Source organism: Thioclava sp. IC9 (assembly GCF_002213225.1).
GTDB lineage: Bacteria > Pseudomonadota > Alphaproteobacteria > Rhodobacterales > Rhodobacteraceae > Thioclava > Thioclava nitratireducens.
The window spans coordinates 455378-471689 of record NZ_NBNX01000003.1; the positions used below are offsets into that span (position 1 = coordinate 455378).

The following is a 16312-nucleotide window of genomic DNA, read 5'->3' on the forward strand; positions in this document are numbered from 1 at the left end:
TCACGACTGGTTCAATCGCGAACAGGCGCGGACAGGAACCGTCATCGCCGTGCTTGCGCGGGCAGGGGTGAGCCTCTACATCCCTCACATGAGCCTGATCCAACGTCTCCCCTTCGTCAAGAAATCGCCCTTCGTCGCGGTGATCCGTCTGCACGGTGCCATTGGCATCTCGCGCCCGGGATCGCCCGGCCTGTCGGATGCCGCGATGGCCCCGATCATCGAGCGGGCTTTTTCCCGCGGGAAACCGGCGGCGGTGGCCCTGATGATCAATTCGCCCGGCGGATCGCCCGTGCAATCGGCGCTGATCGCGGGGCGTATCCGCAGGCTCGCGGACGAAAAAGGTATTCCCGTGCATGCCTTCGTCGAAGACGTCGCGGCCTCGGGCGGCTATTGGCTCGCCTGCGCCGCCGACCAGATCTGGGCCGACCCGACTTCGGTCGTGGGCTCGATCGGTGTGATCTCGGCAGGGTTCGGCCTCGACGAGTTCATCAGCCGTCACGGAATCCAGCGCCGTGTGCACACGGCAGGCGGCTCGAAAAGTTTCATGGACCCGTTCCGCCCAGAAAAGGACGAGGACGTCGCGCGGCTGAACAAGCTGCTCGAGGACATGCATGTCAGCTTCAAGGAACATGTCGTGTCCCGGCGCGGTGCAAAACTGGCCTCGGATCGCGACCTCTTTACCGGCGATATCTGGACCGGGCGACAAGCGCTGGCCGAGAAGACCGGCCTGATCGACGGGCTGGCCCATGCGGTACCGAAGCTGAAAGAAATCTACGGCGAGAAGACACGCATCGTGCCCTATGCGCCCAAGCGTTCTCTCTTCCGGCGTTTCGGCGCGCAGATCGGCGGCGAGATGGCGGCGGCGACGGCAGGCGCACTTATCGACACGACCGAAGAGCGCGCGCTCTGGGCGCGATACGGGCTGTAACCCGATGCTCATCAAGGGCATGACCCTCTTCCTGGTCGTCATGGCGGTGCTCGCCATGTTCGGCAAGCTGCGGATGCCGAAGATCAAGGGCCCGCGCGGTCCGGGCCGGCTGTCGGCACGTTGTCCCGATTGCGGACGTCCGAAAATAGGACGCGGCCCCTGCCCCTGCAAGACGACCTCCAAGACCAAGAGCAAGAAGACGGAGCGCCGGTCATGATCTGGGATTTCGGCGAGATCATTGCCGGGCTGGCGTTGCTGGTCGTGGCGGGCGATCTGCTGGTGAAAGGCGCGGTGGCGATGTCGCTGCGCCTTGGCATTCCGGCGCTGATCGTCGGGCTTACTGTCGTGGCCTTCGGCACCTCCGCGCCCGAGCTGATGGTCTCCGTCGCCGCCGTCCTCGACAATGCGCCGAGCATCGCGCTCGGAAACGTCGTGGGCTCGAATATCGCGAATATCCTGCTGGTGCTGGGACTGCCGGCGATCATCTCCGCGATCCGCACCGACCTGCACGACACGCGCGAAAGCTTCGTGCTGATGATGGGCGCGACGATTCTGTTCATTCTCGTCTGTTTCATGGGCCCGATCCGCTGGGCGCAGGGGCTGCTTCTGCTCTTTGCTCTGAGCATCGTCCTGTTCCGGCAGATCCGCGAGGCGCGCGCCCATCGCGCCAATCGCGGCAACGGGAGCGCGGCCGAGACCGAGGCGAATGAAGAGATCGAAAGCGTCGATCCGAAGATGCCGCTCTGGCGGATCGGGCTTTACGTTCTCGCGGGCCTCGTCGGCTTGCCGCTGGGCGCGAACTGGTTGGTCAGCGGCGCCTCGGAGATCGCCAGCGCCATGGGCATCTCGGATGCGGTGATCGGCCTGACGCTGGTGGCGCTCGGCACCTCGCTGCCGGAGCTGGCGACCTCGATCACGGCGGCGATGAAAGGCCGCTCGGACCTCGCGCTCGGCAACGTCGTGGGCTCGAACATCTTCAACCTGCTCTGCATCATCGGCGTTGCGGGGCTGTTCGGCGATATTCCGGTGCCTCGGCAGATGCTGCAGATCGACCTTTGGGTCATGGCAGCCGCCTCGATCGCGCTCGCGCCATTCATCTTCGGCAACCGCGTGATCACCCGCGGCGTCGGTATCGCTTTTTCCGTGGCTTATCTGGCCTATATGGTGGCCCTCTTCATTGGAGGCAGCGCATGAAACGAGCATTGGTGACAGGCGGCGCGAAGCGGCTGGGGCGCGCGATGGCGCTTTATCTGGCCGAACGCGGCCTGGACGTCGCGATCCATTATCACGGCTCCGCGGAGGACGCGGAGGCCACGGCAGCGGAGGCCCGCGCGAAGGGCGTGCGCGCCGAGATCGTCCAGGCCGACCTGCTGGACGAGGCAGCGACGGCGGCACTGGTGCCGCATGCGGCGCAACTGCTCGACGGGCCGCTCGATCTGCTGATCAACAATGCCTCGATCTTCGAATACGACACGATCCGCTCGGCTACGCGCGAAAGCTGGGACCGGCATATTGGCTCCAATCTGCGCGCACCCTTCGTGCTGATCCAGCATTTCGCGGCACAGGCTCCGCAAGCCGACCGCTCAGGCGCGGAACCCAAGGCCCGTGCCCTGGTGGTCAACATGGTCGATCAGCGGATGCGCAAGCTGACGCCCGAGTTCATGACCTACTCACTCGCGAAGATGGGGCTGTGGACGCTGACCCAGACCGGCGCGCAGGCGCTGGCCCCCGATATCCGGGTGAACGCGATCGGCCCCGGCCCCACCCTGCAGGGCGCGCGCCAGTCGGAAGATCACTTCAACCGGCAGCGCGCGGCGACGATCCTTGAGCGTGGCGCGGACCCTGCGGATATCGTCGCAGCGCTGGGATATTTCATGGATGCGCCGGCCGTCACAGGGCAGTTGCTCTGCGTAGATGGCGGCCAACATCTAGGCTGGCGGACGCCCGATGTATTAGGTCCGGAATGAGCCTGAAATCGAATCACAGGCCGAAGTTGTGCACTGCGCGGGGGCCTGTAACGAGACCGTCACAAAAGTATTAATCCTTTCAATAGCTTGGCAAATGTTCAGAAAATTTCTCAATGAAATCAATGCGCTCCGCAATTGCTCAAAAAACGGGCAAACACTCGATCAACCCTTATATTAAGGTCGGAACCCGCGGTCCCACATGTTTGCCAACAGACTTATCCCCAAATTTCGTGGACATGTTTTTTCTTGAAAACGGTCGCGCGAGGTTGCAGCCACGGGGGAGAATCGAAGCCTGCTCATGAATGATGACGAGAACAACAAGGACACCCTCGATCCCCCGGCGGCCACGCGCCCGCAACACGGGCTGACGGGCCATGCTCTGATCGCGGATTACCTCAAGCGTCTCGACGGATCGCCCGGCGTGTACCGGATGCTGAACGCGAAGGGCGAGGTGCTCTATGTGGGCAAGGCGCGCAACCTGAAGGCGCGGGTTTCGAACTATGCGCGGCCCTCGGGACACTCGGCACGGATCGCGCGGATGATCTTCGAGACCGCCTCGATGATGTTCCTCACGACGCGGACCGAGACCGAGGCGCTGCTGCTCGAGCAGAACCTGATCAAGCAGCTCAAGCCGCGCTACAACGTTCTCGCACGCGACGACAAGAGCTTCCCCAACATCCTGATCGCGACCGATCACCCCTACCCGATGATCAAGAAGCATCGCGGCGCGCGCAAAGAGAAGGGACATTACTTCGGCCCCTTCGCGAGCGCTGGCGCGGTGAACCGCACGCTGAACCAGCTGGAGCGGGTGTTCCTGCTGCGCAACTGCTCGGATTCGATGTTCGAGACCCGCACACGCCCCTGTCTGCAATACCAGATCAAACGCTGTTCGGGGCCTTGCGTCGGCAAGATCTCCGAGGAGGATTACGCAGCGCTGGTCGACGATGCGAAGCGCTTCCTGCAGGGCAAGTCCACCACGATCCAGCGCGAATTGGCGGAGCAGATGCAGCAAGCCTCGGACGATATGGAGTTCGAGCGCGCCGCGGCGCTCCGTGACCGGATCAAGGCGCTGACCAACGTGCAGCAAAGCCAGGGGATCAATCCTCGTACCACCGCCGAGGCCGATGTCATCGCGCTCCATCAGGAAGGCGGGCAGGCCTGTGTTCAGGTTTTCTTCATCCGCGCGAACCAAAGCTGGGGCAATCACGACTTCTACCCGAAGACCGGCTCCGGCGCCGAGGCGCCCGAAATCCTGCAGGCCTTCATCGCGCAGTTCTACACCAACCGCCCGCCGCCGAAGCTGATCCTGCTGTCGCACCCGGTCGAGGATGAGGAACTGGTAAGCGAATTCCTCTCCGAGCGCGCCGAGCGCAAGGTCGAGATCACCGTGCCGCAACGGGGCGAGAAAGCCGAACTCGTCGAGAACGCCGCGCGCAACGCCCGCGAGAGCCTCGGTCGGAAGATGTCGGAATCCGCGGCGCAGGCGAAGCTGCTGGCTGGCGTGGCCGAAGCTTTCGGGCTGGAGAAACCCCCGCAGCGGATCGAGGTCTACGACAACTCGCATATTCAGGGCGCGCATGCCGTGGGCGGGATGATCGTCGCGGGGCCGGAAGGATTCATCAAAAGCCAGTATCGCAAGTTCAACATCAAGAACGCGGACCTGACGCCGGGCGACGATTTCGGGATGATGAAAGAGGTGCTGACGCGCCGCTTCACCCGCTTGCTGAAGGAAGACCCAGAGCGCAAATCCGAATCCTGGCCCGATCTGCTGCTCATCGACGGCGGCGCCGGCCAGGTCTCGGCGGTGCGCGAGATCATGGACGAGATGGGCGTGAGTGACGTCGCGATGGTCGGCGTCGCGAAGGGCGTCGACCGCGACCACGGCAAGGAAGAATTCCACCGCACCGGCCAGCGCCCGATCGCCCTGCCCCGGCAATCGCCGGTCCTCTATTACATCCAGCGTCTGCGCGACGAGGCGCACCGCTGGGCCATCGGCACGCACCGCGCGAAACGCGCCAAGGCGCAGATGGCGAACCCGCTGGATGAAATTCCGGGCATCGGCGCGGCCCGCAAACGCGCGCTGCTGGCGCATTTCGGCTCCGCCAAGGCGGTGAGCCGCGCGGCGCCGATCGATCTTATGGAGGTCGACGGCATCTCCGAGGCGATGGCCGAGACCATCCACAATTTCTTCAACGAGAAGGGCTGAGATGACCGATCACAGCCGCCACCCCCGCGCGCTGACCCGCGTGGCCGATCTCGAACGCGACGGGCTGACCGCCTCGGGGGCGCGCGTCGATCTGGAGCGCGTCGCCAAGGAATTCCGCATCCGCGTGACACCCGAGATGCGTGGGGCCATCGCCGATCCGACCGATCCGGTGGCCGCGCAATTCGTGCCCTCCGCGGCGGAGCTGGTGACCCGCCCCGAAGAAATGGAAGACCCCATCGGCGACGATGCCCATTCCCCAGCGCCCGGGCTGACGCATCGCTATCCGGACCGGGTGATCCTGCACATCACCAAGACCTGCGATGTTTATTGCCGCTTCTGCTTCCGCCGCGAGACGGTGGGGGAGAACGGGCCGCTGCCGGAAGACCAATTGACGCAGGCGCTCGACTATATCGCCGCGACCCCGGCCATTCGCGAGGTGATCCTGACCGGGGGCGATCCGCTGACGCTGTCGACGCGCAGGCTCGGCGCGGTGCTGGAGCGTCTTTCCGGCATCCCCCATCTCGACCAGGTCCGGCTCCACACCCGCGTTCCGGTCGTTGCGCCAGAGCGCATCACCGATCAGCTTTGCGCTCTGTTGCGCAAGGCGCCTACTGCGTGGATCGTGCTGCACACCAACCACGCGCAGGAACTTACGCCTGTCGCTCGCGACGCCATCGCCCGACTTGTCGATCGCGGCATCCCAATGCTCTCTCAAACCGTACTGCTGCGGGGCATCAACGACAGTGCCGACGCGTTGGAGGGCCTGTTCCGCGCCCTGACCAAGCTGCGCGTCAAACCCTATTACCTGCACCATTGCGACCTCGCGCGCGGTACCTCGCATTTCCGCACCACCATCGCGGAAGGCCGCGCGCTGATGGCCGAGCTGCGCCGCCGCTGCTCGGGCACCATGCTGCCGACCTATGTGCTCGACATCCCCGGTGGGCATGGCAAAGTGCCGATCACGTCCGACCATTTCACGCCGGGGGACAGTCCCGGAGACTGGCATGTGACCGACCGACGCGGCACGGTGCATGCATATCGCGATCCCGCGACCCGTTAACGCGCCCTCTTCCGCTTTGCCAAGCACGCAGCTAGGTTGCCTCCCATGAAATGGACCCTTCCCAATATCCTGACCGTGCTCAGGCTCTTGGCTGCCCCGGGCGTGGCGGTCATGTTCCTCTATTTCTCGCGGCCCTGGGCCGACTGGCTGGCGCTCGCGCTGTTCATCGGCGCAGCAATCACTGACTGGTTCGATGGCTACCTTGCCCGGGCGTGGAAACAGGAGAGCCGCTTCGGCGCGATGCTCGACCCGATCGCAGACAAGGCGATGGTGGTGATCGCGCTTGTGGTGCTGACCGGCTACTCGGGCATGAACCCCTGGCTGATCCTGCCCGCCACCGTGATCCTGTTCCGCGAGGTCTTCGTCTCGGGGCTGCGCGAATTCCTCGGCGCGGATGCCGGGCGGCTGCGGGTGACCAAGCTCGCGAAGTGGAAAACGACCGCGCAGATGGTGGCGATCGCGGTGCTGTTCCTCGGTACCGGGCTCGCCTATCTCGAACAGGGTCAGGCCCCGCGCGCGGGGGAAGGTGATATCCGCATGGGCGCCACCCCCGCCGATGTCGCGACCCATGTGGGGCTTGCGCTGATCTGGATCGCCGCCGTGCTGACCGCGATCACCGGCTGGGACTATTTCCGCAAGGCCCTGCCCTATCTGAAGGAGCCGAGCCATGATTGACGTTCTCTATTTCGCATGGGTCCGCGAGCGGATCGGCCTGCCGAGGGAAAAGGTCGAGACCGAGGCAAAAACAGTGGCCGATCTGGTCGAGGAGCTGAAAGCGCGCGAGCCGCGCTACGAGGCGGCCTTTGCCGACATCTCGGCGCTGCGGGTCGCGCTCGATCAGGACTTGGCAGAGTTCGATGCGCCGCTCGAAGGTGTGCGCGAGGTGGCCTTCTTCCCGCCGATGACGGGAGGCTGAGATGAAAGTCTCCGTTCAGGCCGAGCCCTTCGATCTGGGCGCAGAGCTTGCCGATTTCGGCACGGGCCGCGCGGATGTCGGCGCGGTCGTCAGCTTCACCGGGATCGTGCGCGACGACACCGGCGCGATGGAAGCATTGGAGCTGGAGCATTACCCCGGCATGACCGAACGCGCGATCGCGGGTATCGTGGATCAGGCGGTCGAGCGTTGGTCCCTGTCGGACGTGACCGTGATCCACCGCCATGGACGTCTCGCCGTGGGCGAGCAGATCATGATGGTCGCCACCGCCGCACGCCACCGAGTCGCTGCCTTCGAGGCGGCCGAATTCCTGATGGATTACCTGAAATCCCGCGCGCCCTTCTGGAAGAAGGAACACGGGCCCGAAGGCACCTCCTGGGTCGCCGCGAAGGATGAGGATGAGGACGCGCTGAAACGCTGGTGATCAGTCGCCCAGCTTTGCGTGCACCTCGTCCAGATCGACCTCGCCCACCGGCATCTTGTTATCCGGATCGTCGAAATCGTATTGGAACAGCTGGAAATCCTTCTTGTAGATTTCCCAGATCAGGTGGCGCGACAGGTCGTCAAAATAATCGCTGACCTTATGCGCACGCTTCGGCCCGTGCCCTTCGGATTCGTTGAACCGCGGCACGTCGGCCAGATCGACCTTCACCGGCGTCTCGACCGCGTCGAGCACCGACTGCATCCCTTCGTTGAATTTCTCGGTAAAGAAGATGTTGTCGTAGCGCCCGCCATTGACGATGAAGGTCGAGATATGGCCCGACATGGACGACCAGTGAATGTCCGGCTCCATCGGGCGGCGCCAGCGGATCGTGTCTCGCGCGAACAGCAAGAAGCGGCGGAACGAGGCGATCTGGTCGAAATCGAAGTTATCTTCCGGCGAGCCGACCTCAATCCCGTACTTCTGCACGAGCTGCGGCACCAGATTTCCGCGATAGCGTTTGCCGTTGCGCTGGATGCCCGCGATCTTGTCGAAGAAGCTCGACAGGATGCGCTGATACGGGTTGCGAACGCAGGTGAAGGCGTAGCTTTTGTGCGCCACCACGTTCTCGGTGATCGGCGTCTGGCTTTCCTCCTGCGACCACTTATGCAGCCCGGTCTTGGAATCGTGGATGTCGCCGTCGAAGAATTTCCCGTGGTCGGAATAGAACATGATCTGCCCGATGGAGGAGCAGGCGCATTTCGGCACGACGCGATACACCATGCTTTCGCTCTCGGTCATCCAGGTTCCGGGAAATCCCATTCAAAGCCCTCCAGAAGGTCGCGCACCCGTGAATGGGTGACGCAGACATAATAAATATCGAGTAAAGAGCAAAGAAACCCTGTCTTTTCAACGCTCATTCCGGCTAACAAGTCGGATAATACCAGCAAGTGACAGCGCATCGTTTCCCGTATGGCCCGAATCGCCTTTATTCTTCTGACCCATAAGGACCCGGACGGGATCATCGCTCAGGCGGAACGACTGACGCAGACCGGCGATTATGTGGCGATCCATTTCGATGCCCGCGCCAAACCAGAGCATTACCGCAAGCTGCGCAGCGCGCTCGATGCCAATCCCAATGTCACCTTCGCGAAAAAGCGCGTCAAATGCGGCTGGGGCGAATGGAGCCTCGTCGCCGCGACCCTGGAGGCGGTAAAAGCCGCCGTCGCCGATTTCCCGCGCGCCACGCATTTCTACATGCTCTCGGGCGATTGCATGCAGATCAAATCGGCCGAATACGCGCATGACTTTCTCGACGCTGAAGAGGTCGATTACATCGAAAGCTTCGACTTCTTTTCGTCTGGCTGGATCAAGACCGGGATGAAGGAGGACCGGCTGGTCTATCGCCACTGGTTCAACGAGCGCAATCAGCCCAAGCGGTTCTACCTTGCCTATAACCTGCAGAAACGGCTGAAGCTATCGCGCGAGGTGCCGCGCGATCTGCAGATGATGATCGGCTCGCAATGGTGGTGCCTGCGGCGGCGCACGATGGAGCAGGTGCTCGATTTCATCAAGGCGCGGCCCGATGTGATGCGGTTCTTCCGCACGACATGGATTCCGGACGAAACCTTCTTTCAGACCATCGTCCACCACCTGATCCCCGAGACCGAGATCCGTGCCCGGACGCTGACCTTCCTCATGTTCACCGATTACGGTATGCCGGCGAATTTCTACAACGACCATTACGACCTGCTGCTCGCGCAGGATTACCTTTTCGCGCGCAAGATCAGCCCCGAGGCGAAGGAGCTGAAGCAGCGTCTGGGCGAGCTGTGGACACGCGAGGGCGTCCAATTCGCCGTCTCGAACGAAGGCCGCGCGCTGCATCGCTTCCTGACCGGGCGCGGTCGCGTCGGCCGTCGCTTCGCACCGCGCTTCTGGGAGGCGGAGGCGACCTTGGGGCGCGCCCGCACGCTGACCCTGATCCTGTGCAAGAAATGGCATGTCGCGAAGCGGCTGGTGGCCGAGTTCCGCAAACGCTCCTCGATCCCCGCGCTCGATTACGTTTTCAACGAGATGGCCCCCCTGCCCGATCTCGGCGGCATCGAGACCAGCCCTGAAAAGCGCAACCGTCACCGCCGCGCCCTGATGCGGATGGTGTTCGACCATGAGAACGCCGACCGCATGGTGATCTGCGTCGATCCGGCCGAGCTTGACGTGATCGAGGATTTCACCCGCGACAAATGCCAGACCCGCATCCTCGAGATCGAGTGCCAGTTCTCCGACGACTATCTCAAGGGGCACGCGCAACGCGTGGGCCTCGCTGGGCATCATACGCCGCCGCAGGTGCTCGATCAGATGCTGCCGACGATCCGCGCCGACCTGCATCATGAATCCGAACGGCTCCGCGATGCCGAGTTCGAGAATTACGCGCTCATGCGCGAGGGCGGCGAGATCGAGGACAACGCACGCGCGCTGGCCCATGCGCTCGACATCCCCTCCGATATGGCGCAGGAATTGGCCGAACTCGACTACATCTTCCGCGACTGAGGAGAGAGGCCATGGCCTATACCTATGACGATCAGAACATCTTCGCCAAAATCCTGCGCGGCGAGATCCCGAACGACACCGTTCTGGAGACCGAGCATACGCTCGCCTTCCGCGACATCGCCCCGAAAGCGCCCGAGCATGTGCTGGTGATCCCGAAAGGCGCCTATGTCGCGCTCGATCATTTCTGCGCTGAAGCCAGCGATGCAGAGATCGTCGATTTCCACCGCACCGTGGCCGAGGTCTGCAAGATGACCGGGGCGAGCCCGGGCGAAGGCGGCGAAGGCTATCGCGGCATTACCAATGCGGGCGAGAATGGCGTGCAGGAAGTGCCGCATTACCACCTGCATATCCTCGCAGGTCGCCCGCTCGGGCCGATGCTGCTGATGCGTTAAGGCTGGCGGCGCGCCCTTTCCCCGGGCGCGCCTGGCAGGTTCAGATGAGCCCGCGCTCTGCGAAGAGCGCCTTCACATCCACTTCCGGACGCGCGCCGTAATGGCCGATCACTTCGGCCGCCGCGGCGCAGCCCATCTTGCCCGCGGTCTCGAGGTTCTGCCCCGTCGCGTAGCCGTAGAGGAAGCCCGCCGCGAACTGATCGCCCGCGCCCGTCGCATCGACCGGCACCACGCGCTTGACTGGAACCGTGGCACGTTCCTCGCCACGGATCAGGATCACGTCGTCGCCCGAGCGGGTGCAGACCACCAGCTCGCATTCCTCGGCCGCCTGCTCCAGCGCCGCATCCAGATCGGTCTGGTAAAGCGATTCCCATTCGTGCTGGTTGCCGATCACGTAATCCATCTGGTCGCGCACCAGGCGACGGAAATCGGCGCGGTGACGGTCGACGCAGAACGGGTCCGACAGCGCAATCCCCGCCTTGCCGCCGCCCCGGTGACAGCCCTGCGCCGCCTTCAGGAATGCGGCCTTCCCGTGATCCTTGTCGAAGAGATAGCCTTCGAGGAACAGAATCTGCGTGTTCTCCACCACTTCGAGGCTGACATCCTCTGTCGAGACCTCCGCCGAGATCCCCAGATAGGTGTTCATCGAACGCTCACCATCCGGCGTCACGAAGATCATCGAACGCGAGGTCGGCAGCTCGCCATCCTTCACCGGCGGGTTCGGGAAATCCGTGCCCTCGCCATGCAGAGCCGCCTCGTAGAAGCGCCCCAGCGTGTCGTCGCGCACCCGGCCGATAAAGGCGGTGGTCAGGCCCAGATTGCCCAGCCCCGCGATCGTGTTGCCAACCGAGCCGCCCGGCGCCTGCGTGCGTTCTTTCATGGCGCCGTACAGCGTTTCGCCGCGCTCGCGCTCGATCAGTTGCATGATGCCTTTCTCGATGCCCATATGCTCGAGAAAGCTGTCGTCGCATTGCGCGATCACGTCCACGACGGCATTGCCGATGCCGACGACCTGATACTGTTTCAAAGGTTTTTCTCCTCGTGTTTCACACGGTCTTATCGTCGAACTGGCACAGATCCACGATCGGACAGGCCTGACATTTGGGTTTGCGCGCCACGCAGATATAGCGACCGTGCAGGATCAGCCAGTGATGGGCGTGGCGCTGGTATTCGACGGGCACGTTGTCTTCGATGGCGCGCTCGACCGCGTCGACATCCTTGCCCGGGCAGATGCCGCTGCGATTGCCGACCCGGAAGATATGCGTATCGACCGCCTGCGCGGGATGGCCGAACCACATGTTCAGCACGACATTCGCGGTCTTGCGCCCCACGCCCGGCAGCGATTGCAGCGCGGCACGCGAGGATGGCACCTCGCCGTTATACTGATCGACGAGGATCTGGCTCAGCTTGATGACGTTCTTCGCCTTCTGCCGAAAGAGACCGATCGTCTTGATATGCTCGGTCACGCCCTCAAGGCCCAGCTCCAGCATCTTCTCGGGCGTGTCGGCCACGGCGAAAAGCTTCCGCGTGGCCTTGTTCACGCCCGCATCGGTCGCCTGCGCCGACAGCGCCACGGCCACCACCAGCGTATAGGCGTTGACGTGCTCGAGCTCCCCCTTGGGATGGGGCTCGGAGGCTTCGAACCGCGCGAAGACCTCTTTCATCGTGGCATAATCGAATTGCTTGGCCATGCTTTCCTAATGCCCGCCACGCGCGCGAAGGGCAAGGCCACGCGAAAACCGCAGCTTTCGGGTCGCGCGCCTGCCGCCCGCGTCCTAGGATCGGGGAAAGCCCAAGAGGTGCGTGATGAACGACCACAGCGACATCGCCGACAGCTACCACTATCAGGTCATCGCCCGCGCGCTGGCCGAGATCGACGCGGCACAGGCGGCGGGCGAGTTGCTGACGCTCGAGGCGATCTCGGCGCGGCTCTCGATGAGCCCGGCGCATTTCCAGCGGCTGTTCTCTGCCTGGGTCGGGGTCTCTCCGAAACGCTACCAGCAATATCTGACGCTCGACTTCGTGCGCGAGTTACTCAGCCAACGCCTGCCGCTCGACGAGGTGGCCGACCGTGCGGGACTGTCCGGCACGGGCCGGCTGCACGATCTGGTGCTGCGCTGGGAAGCGATGACGCCCGGCGCCTTCGCGCGTGGCGGCGAAGGCGTCGCGATCCGCTGGGGACGGTTCGACAGCCCCTTCGGCCCGGTGATCGCGATGGGCACGGATCAGGGGCTTTGCGGCATGGGCTTCACCGCCGAGATGGGCGAGCAGGAGACATTTGACGATCTCGCCCGCCGCTGGCCCGAGGCCCGCTTCACCGAAGACCCCGAGCTGCTGCGCGCCTGGGTCGACGCCGCCTTCTCCCGCCATGGCGAGGCGAAGCTGACGCTGATCGGCGCGCCCTTCCAGATCAAGGTGTGGGAGGCGCTGCTCTCGATCCCCTCGGGACAGGTCACGACCTATTCCGACATCGCCGAGGCGATCGGCCACCCGAAAGCGGTGCGCGCCGTCGGCACCGCCGTAGGCCGCAACTCGATTTCCTTCCTGATTCCCTGCCACCGCGCCTTACGCAAATCGGGCGGATTGGGCGGCTATCACTGGGGTTTGGGCGTCAAACGCGCGATTCTGGGCTGGGAAGGCGCCCGCGCAGAGGCAGATTGAGCGTCGCTCCGCCGCTTCTACCGGCAGATGATGCGCGGAATTCCGCGCTTCGCGAAAAGGGCATGGAACCTGCGCGTTTTTTACGCGTATCTTCCGTCAAGCCTCGAAACATGGGGCGACCAGAGAAGGCAGAGACAGAACATGACCACCGTTCTCAAGACCAAAACGATTCTTCTGAGTGCCGCCGCAGCGATGGCGCTCACCGCTTGTGTGCCGGGCGGCTATACTGGGGCGAACAACCCCGACCAGAGCCCGAACGCAAATCGCAATGCCGGTGCGATCACCGGTGCGCTGATCGGCGGCGCCCTCGGCGCGAAAAGCAAAGGCGACGAGAAGCTGACCAAAGCCGCAGCCGGCGCAATCGTCGGCGGCGTGATCGGCGGCGCGATCGGTTCGCAGCTTGACCGTCAGGCACAGGAACTGCGTCGCGACCTGACCACCAACGGCGTCAGCGTCGTGCGTCAGGGCAACCAGCTGATCGTGACGATGCCGCAAGACGTGCTCTTCGCGACCGACAGCGCAGCCGTGCGTCCCGATCTGCAGCGCGATCTGTACACGCTCGCCGGCAGCCTCAACCGCTATCCGGATACCACCGTCGAGGTCGTCGGCCACACCGACAACACCGGCGATGCGGCCTACAACATGCGCCTTTCGCGTCAGCGCGCGCAGTCGGTGGCCAATGTCCTCATCAATGGCGGCGTCCCGAGCTACCGCGTCATCCCAACCGGTCGTGGCGAGGATCAGCCCATCGCGAGCAACCTCACGCCGGAAGGCCGTCAGGCCAACCGCCGGGTCGAATTCATCATTCGTCCGAACAACTAAATCGCTCATCAGAGCGGGAAAAGGGCCGGGAAATCCCGGCCTTTTTTCATTGCCTACCCCCTGATCTGGTCATACATCTTGACCACATGGAGGGGGAAATGCCGTTTCAGAAGATTGAATCCGAGAAGCTCGCGAATGCCGTCGTGCGACAGATCGAGCAGCTCATCCTGCAGGGCATCCTGCGCCCAGGAGAGCGCCTCCCCTCGGAGCGAGAGCTCTCCGAGCGTCTCGGCGTGTCGCGCCCAAGTCTGCGCGAAGCGGTCGCGGAGCTGCAGGAATCCGGCCTTCTGACGACCCGCGCCGGGGCGGGCATCTATGTCGCCGAAGTGCTCGATTCCGCCTTTTCGCCCGCCCTGATCCGGCTCTTTGCCCGCAACGACCAGGCGCTGTTCGATTACATCTCGTTCCGCCGCGACATGGAAGGATTGGCCGCCGAGCGCGCCGCGCAATGCGGTTCGGACACCGATCTCGAAGTGATCCAGACCCTGTTCTCTCAGATGGAAGCGGCCCATTCAAAGCGCAATCCCACGCAGGAAGCGCAGCTCGATGCACAGTTCCACATGGCGATCATCGAGGCGAGCCATAACGTCATCATGATCCATATGATGCGCGCGATGTTCGATCTTCTGGCCGAAGGCGTGTTCTACAACCGCTCCATGATGTTCAAGAACCGCGGCACGCGCAGCAAGCTGCTCGACCAGCACCGCGCGATCAACGATGCGATCCAGCGCCGCGACGCCAACTCCGCGCGCAAGGCCATCGCGGCCCATATGGAATTCGTCGAGGTCGAGATGGCGGCGATGCGCCGGGCCGAGCGCAATGAGGCCACCGCGCGATTACGTCTCGAACATAACCGCTGAATAAAGAAAAACCCCGGCCCATCGGACCGGGGTTTTCAATGTCACCCGTAAGGGAAGATCAGTTCAGGCGCTGTTCGACTTCCGAAAGCGAGCTGTCGATCATCGCGGCGCGGTCCGACGCGCTCAGCTGCTTGGCGAGCACATCGCCAGCGGCGGCCACGGCGACCGACACGGCGCGGTCCTTGACCTCTTTCAGAGCCTGCGCCTCGGCCGAGGCGATCTGCTCGTCAGCGGCCTTCAGGCGGCGCTCGATCGAGACCTTCAGATCTTCCTTGGCCTTCTCTGCGGCGGCTTCGGCGTCGCGCTTGGCGGCGGCGACGATCTGGTCGGCCTGCCCCTGCACTTCGCGCGCCTTGCGCTCGTAGCTGGCCAGAACCGCCTGTGCCTCGTCACGCAGCTTGCGAGCTTCGTCGAGATCCGAACGGATGTTCGCCGCACGCTTGTCGAGCATCTTGCCCAGCGTCGCCGGCACCTTCGCGTAGAGCACGATGGCCACGAAGATGATGAAGGCGATGGTCACGATGAAATTCGTGTTCCACAGCGAGAAGAACGGACCAGTTGCCGCGAAGGCGGGCTGTGCCGCCACGAGCGGAAGGAGAAGCGAGAGTTTCTTCATCGTCTTACCCTTTCAGCCGTTGTTCGACAGCTGCGTTCACAGCCGCTGCGTCCGAGTTGCCACCCAGAGCCGCGACGATCTCGCCGGCGGTATCCTTGGCGACCTGATCGACCGCTGCAAGTGCGCCGTCCCGGATTTCCGCGATGCGCGCTTCCGATTCCGCGGAGCGTGCCGCGATCTCGGCATCTGCCTTGGCGATGGCCGCGTCGAGGTCCTTCTGGATCTCGGCCTTGGTTTCGCCTGCGATCTTCTGCGCCTGAGCGCGTGCTTCGGCCAGAGCTTTCTCGTAAGCGGCTTCGGCCTCTTCGGCCTTGCGCTTGAAGTCCTCGGCCGCGGCGATGTCACCCGCGATCGTGCCCTGACGGTCGGCGAGAACTGCCTCGATCCGGGGCAGTGCGATGCGCGTCAGCAGCCAGTAGATCGCGACGAGAGCGACCAGAAGCCAGAAGATCTGGTTCGGGTAGCTCGAGAAGTCGAGCTGCGGCATGCCGCCCTGCTGCGCGGAATGTGCCGCGCCTTGGGCCGCATCAGCGGCTGCGTGCGCCGTATTTTGCGTTTCGCTTGCCATGTCGTCCCTCGACCCTGATCACAAATCCCCTTGCGGGTCACGGGATGGGCTCCGAATGAGCCCACCCGCCCTCAAGGAAAAGCGTGCTGGATCAGACTGCGAACATCAGCAGCAGAGCGACGAGGAACGAGAAGATCCCGAGCGCTTCTGCGAAGGCGATGCCGATGAAGAGGGTCGCGGTCTGGCCAGCGGCCGCCGAGGGGTTGCGCAGGGCACCCGACAGGAAGTTGCCGGCAACGTTGCCCACACCGATAGCCGAGCCGCCCATGCCCATGCAGGCCAGACCAGCGCCGATGTAAGCACCCATTTGAACGATATTGCCTTCCATTG

General features: G+C 63.7%; 20 protein-coding genes. 14 read left to right on the plus strand and 6 right to left on the minus strand.

Annotation, left to right across the window (positions count from 1 at the left end; all coding sequences use genetic code 11):
• Positions 1 to 88: 88 nt before the first annotated feature.
• The 9 genes from B6V76_RS10710 (at position 89) to B6V76_RS10750 (ending at position 7519) form a co-directional block, all read left to right on the plus strand.
• The gene (locus B6V76_RS10710; protein WP_088727472.1) at positions 89 to 928 is read left to right on the plus strand and encodes a S49 family peptidase; all 840 of its coding nucleotides are present in this window, start codon (positions 89 to 91) and stop codon (positions 926 to 928) included.
• A 4-nt stretch (positions 929 to 932) separates the two neighbouring features.
• Positions 933 to 1145 carry a hypothetical protein gene (locus B6V76_RS10715; protein WP_075773916.1) on the plus strand — a complete coding sequence of 71 codons (213 nt, stop codon included), beginning with the start codon at positions 933 to 935 and terminating at the stop codon, positions 1143 to 1145.
• Complete coding sequence (locus tag B6V76_RS10720) at positions 1142 to 2122, plus strand: calcium/sodium antiporter (RefSeq protein WP_088719512.1); 981 nt, start codon at positions 1142 to 1144, stop codon at positions 2120 to 2122. Before B6V76_RS10715 ends, B6V76_RS10720 begins: the two co-directional genes overlap by 4 nt.
• On the plus strand, positions 2119 to 2895 hold the full coding sequence (locus B6V76_RS10725) for an SDR family oxidoreductase (RefSeq protein ID WP_088727397.1): 777 nt from the start codon (positions 2119 to 2121) through the stop codon (positions 2893 to 2895). The genes B6V76_RS10720 and B6V76_RS10725 overlap by 4 nt, the downstream gene beginning before the upstream one ends.
• A gap of 298 nt (positions 2896 to 3193) precedes the next feature.
• A complete protein-coding gene (gene uvrC / locus B6V76_RS10730) occupies positions 3194 to 5101 on the plus strand; it encodes an excinuclease ABC subunit UvrC (protein WP_077701319.1) in 1908 nt (635 codons plus the stop codon).
• A gap of 1 nt (position 5102) precedes the next feature.
• Complete coding sequence (locus B6V76_RS10735) at positions 5103 to 6161, plus strand: lysine-2,3-aminomutase-like protein (RefSeq protein ID WP_088725421.1); 1059 nt, start codon at positions 5103 to 5105, stop codon at positions 6159 to 6161.
• 45 nt (positions 6162 to 6206) lie between these two features.
• Positions 6207 to 6836 (plus strand): CDP-diacylglycerol--glycerol-3-phosphate 3-phosphatidyltransferase, encoded by a 630-nt coding sequence (gene pgsA / locus B6V76_RS10740; protein ID WP_075773912.1) that lies wholly within the window; start codon positions 6207 to 6209, stop codon positions 6834 to 6836.
• A complete protein-coding gene (gene moaD / locus B6V76_RS10745) occupies positions 6829 to 7077 on the plus strand; it encodes a molybdopterin converting factor subunit 1 (protein WP_075773911.1) in 249 nt (82 codons plus the stop codon). The genes pgsA and moaD overlap by 8 nt, the downstream gene beginning before the upstream one ends.
• 1 nt (position 7078) lies before the next feature.
• Entirely contained in the window at positions 7079 to 7519 is a 441-nt protein-coding gene (locus B6V76_RS10750) for a molybdenum cofactor biosynthesis protein MoaE (RefSeq protein ID WP_088727398.1), read from the plus strand.
• Here B6V76_RS10750 and B6V76_RS10755 read toward each other — a convergent pair whose 3' ends face one another.
• A complete protein-coding gene (locus B6V76_RS10755; protein ID WP_088722273.1) occupies positions 7520 to 8338 on the minus strand; it encodes a sulfotransferase family protein in 819 nt (272 codons plus the stop codon).
• Positions 8339 to 8488: 150 nt separating this feature from the next.
• Between B6V76_RS10755 and B6V76_RS10760 the strand changes: the two genes are divergently transcribed.
• Together B6V76_RS10760 and B6V76_RS10765 are read left to right on the plus strand one after the other, a co-directional pair.
• A complete protein-coding gene (locus tag B6V76_RS10760) occupies positions 8489 to 10063 on the plus strand; it encodes a DUF5928 domain-containing protein (RefSeq protein ID WP_088727399.1) in 1575 nt (524 codons plus the stop codon).
• 11 nt (positions 10064 to 10074) lie between these two features.
• Entirely contained in the window at positions 10075 to 10455 is a 381-nt protein-coding gene (locus tag B6V76_RS10765; protein WP_075773907.1) for an HIT domain-containing protein, read from the plus strand.
• Positions 10456 to 10495: 40 nt separating this feature from the next.
• Here the strand turns inward: B6V76_RS10765 and B6V76_RS10770 are convergent, their stop codons facing one another.
• Both B6V76_RS10770 and nth read right to left on the minus strand, forming a co-directional pair.
• Entirely contained in the window at positions 10496 to 11482 is a 987-nt protein-coding gene (locus B6V76_RS10770; protein WP_088727400.1) for an adenosine kinase, read from the minus strand.
• Positions 11483 to 11501: 19 nt separating this feature from the next.
• Complete coding sequence (gene nth / locus B6V76_RS10775) at positions 11502 to 12146, minus strand: endonuclease III (RefSeq protein WP_088727401.1); 645 nt, start codon at positions 12144 to 12146, stop codon at positions 11502 to 11504.
• 115 nt (positions 12147 to 12261) lie between these two features.
• Here nth and B6V76_RS10780 point away from each other — a divergent pair, with 115 nt between their 5' ends.
• The 3 genes from B6V76_RS10780 (at position 12262) to B6V76_RS10790 (ending at position 14798) form a co-directional block, all read left to right on the plus strand.
• Positions 12262 to 13116: a methylated-DNA--[protein]-cysteine S-methyltransferase gene (locus B6V76_RS10780; RefSeq protein WP_088727402.1), complete on the plus strand. Its 855-nt coding sequence runs from the start codon at positions 12262 to 12264 to the stop codon at positions 13114 to 13116.
• A 141-nt stretch (positions 13117 to 13257) separates the two neighbouring features.
• On the plus strand, positions 13258 to 13938 hold the full coding sequence (locus B6V76_RS10785; RefSeq protein WP_075773903.1) for an OmpA family protein: 681 nt from the start codon (positions 13258 to 13260) through the stop codon (positions 13936 to 13938).
• A gap of 98 nt (positions 13939 to 14036) precedes the next feature.
• Positions 14037 to 14798: an FCD domain-containing protein gene (locus tag B6V76_RS10790; RefSeq protein ID WP_075773902.1), complete on the plus strand. Its 762-nt coding sequence runs from the start codon at positions 14037 to 14039 to the stop codon at positions 14796 to 14798.
• Positions 14799 to 14856: 58 nt separating this feature from the next.
• Here B6V76_RS10790 and B6V76_RS10795 read toward each other — a convergent pair whose 3' ends face one another.
• From B6V76_RS10795 to B6V76_RS10805, 3 genes are all read right to left on the minus strand, one after another.
• Complete coding sequence (locus tag B6V76_RS10795; RefSeq protein WP_075773901.1) at positions 14857 to 15414, minus strand: F0F1 ATP synthase subunit B; 558 nt, start codon at positions 15412 to 15414, stop codon at positions 14857 to 14859.
• Positions 15415 to 15418: 4 nt separating this feature from the next.
• A complete protein-coding gene (locus B6V76_RS10800) occupies positions 15419 to 15982 on the minus strand; it encodes a F0F1 ATP synthase subunit B' (RefSeq protein ID WP_075773900.1) in 564 nt (187 codons plus the stop codon).
• Positions 15983 to 16073: 91 nt separating this feature from the next.
• The gene (locus B6V76_RS10805) at positions 16074 to 16310 is read right to left on the minus strand and encodes a F0F1 ATP synthase subunit C (protein ID WP_038144344.1); all 237 of its coding nucleotides are present in this window, start codon (positions 16308 to 16310) and stop codon (positions 16074 to 16076) included.
• Positions 16311 to 16312 lie beyond the last annotated feature (2 nt).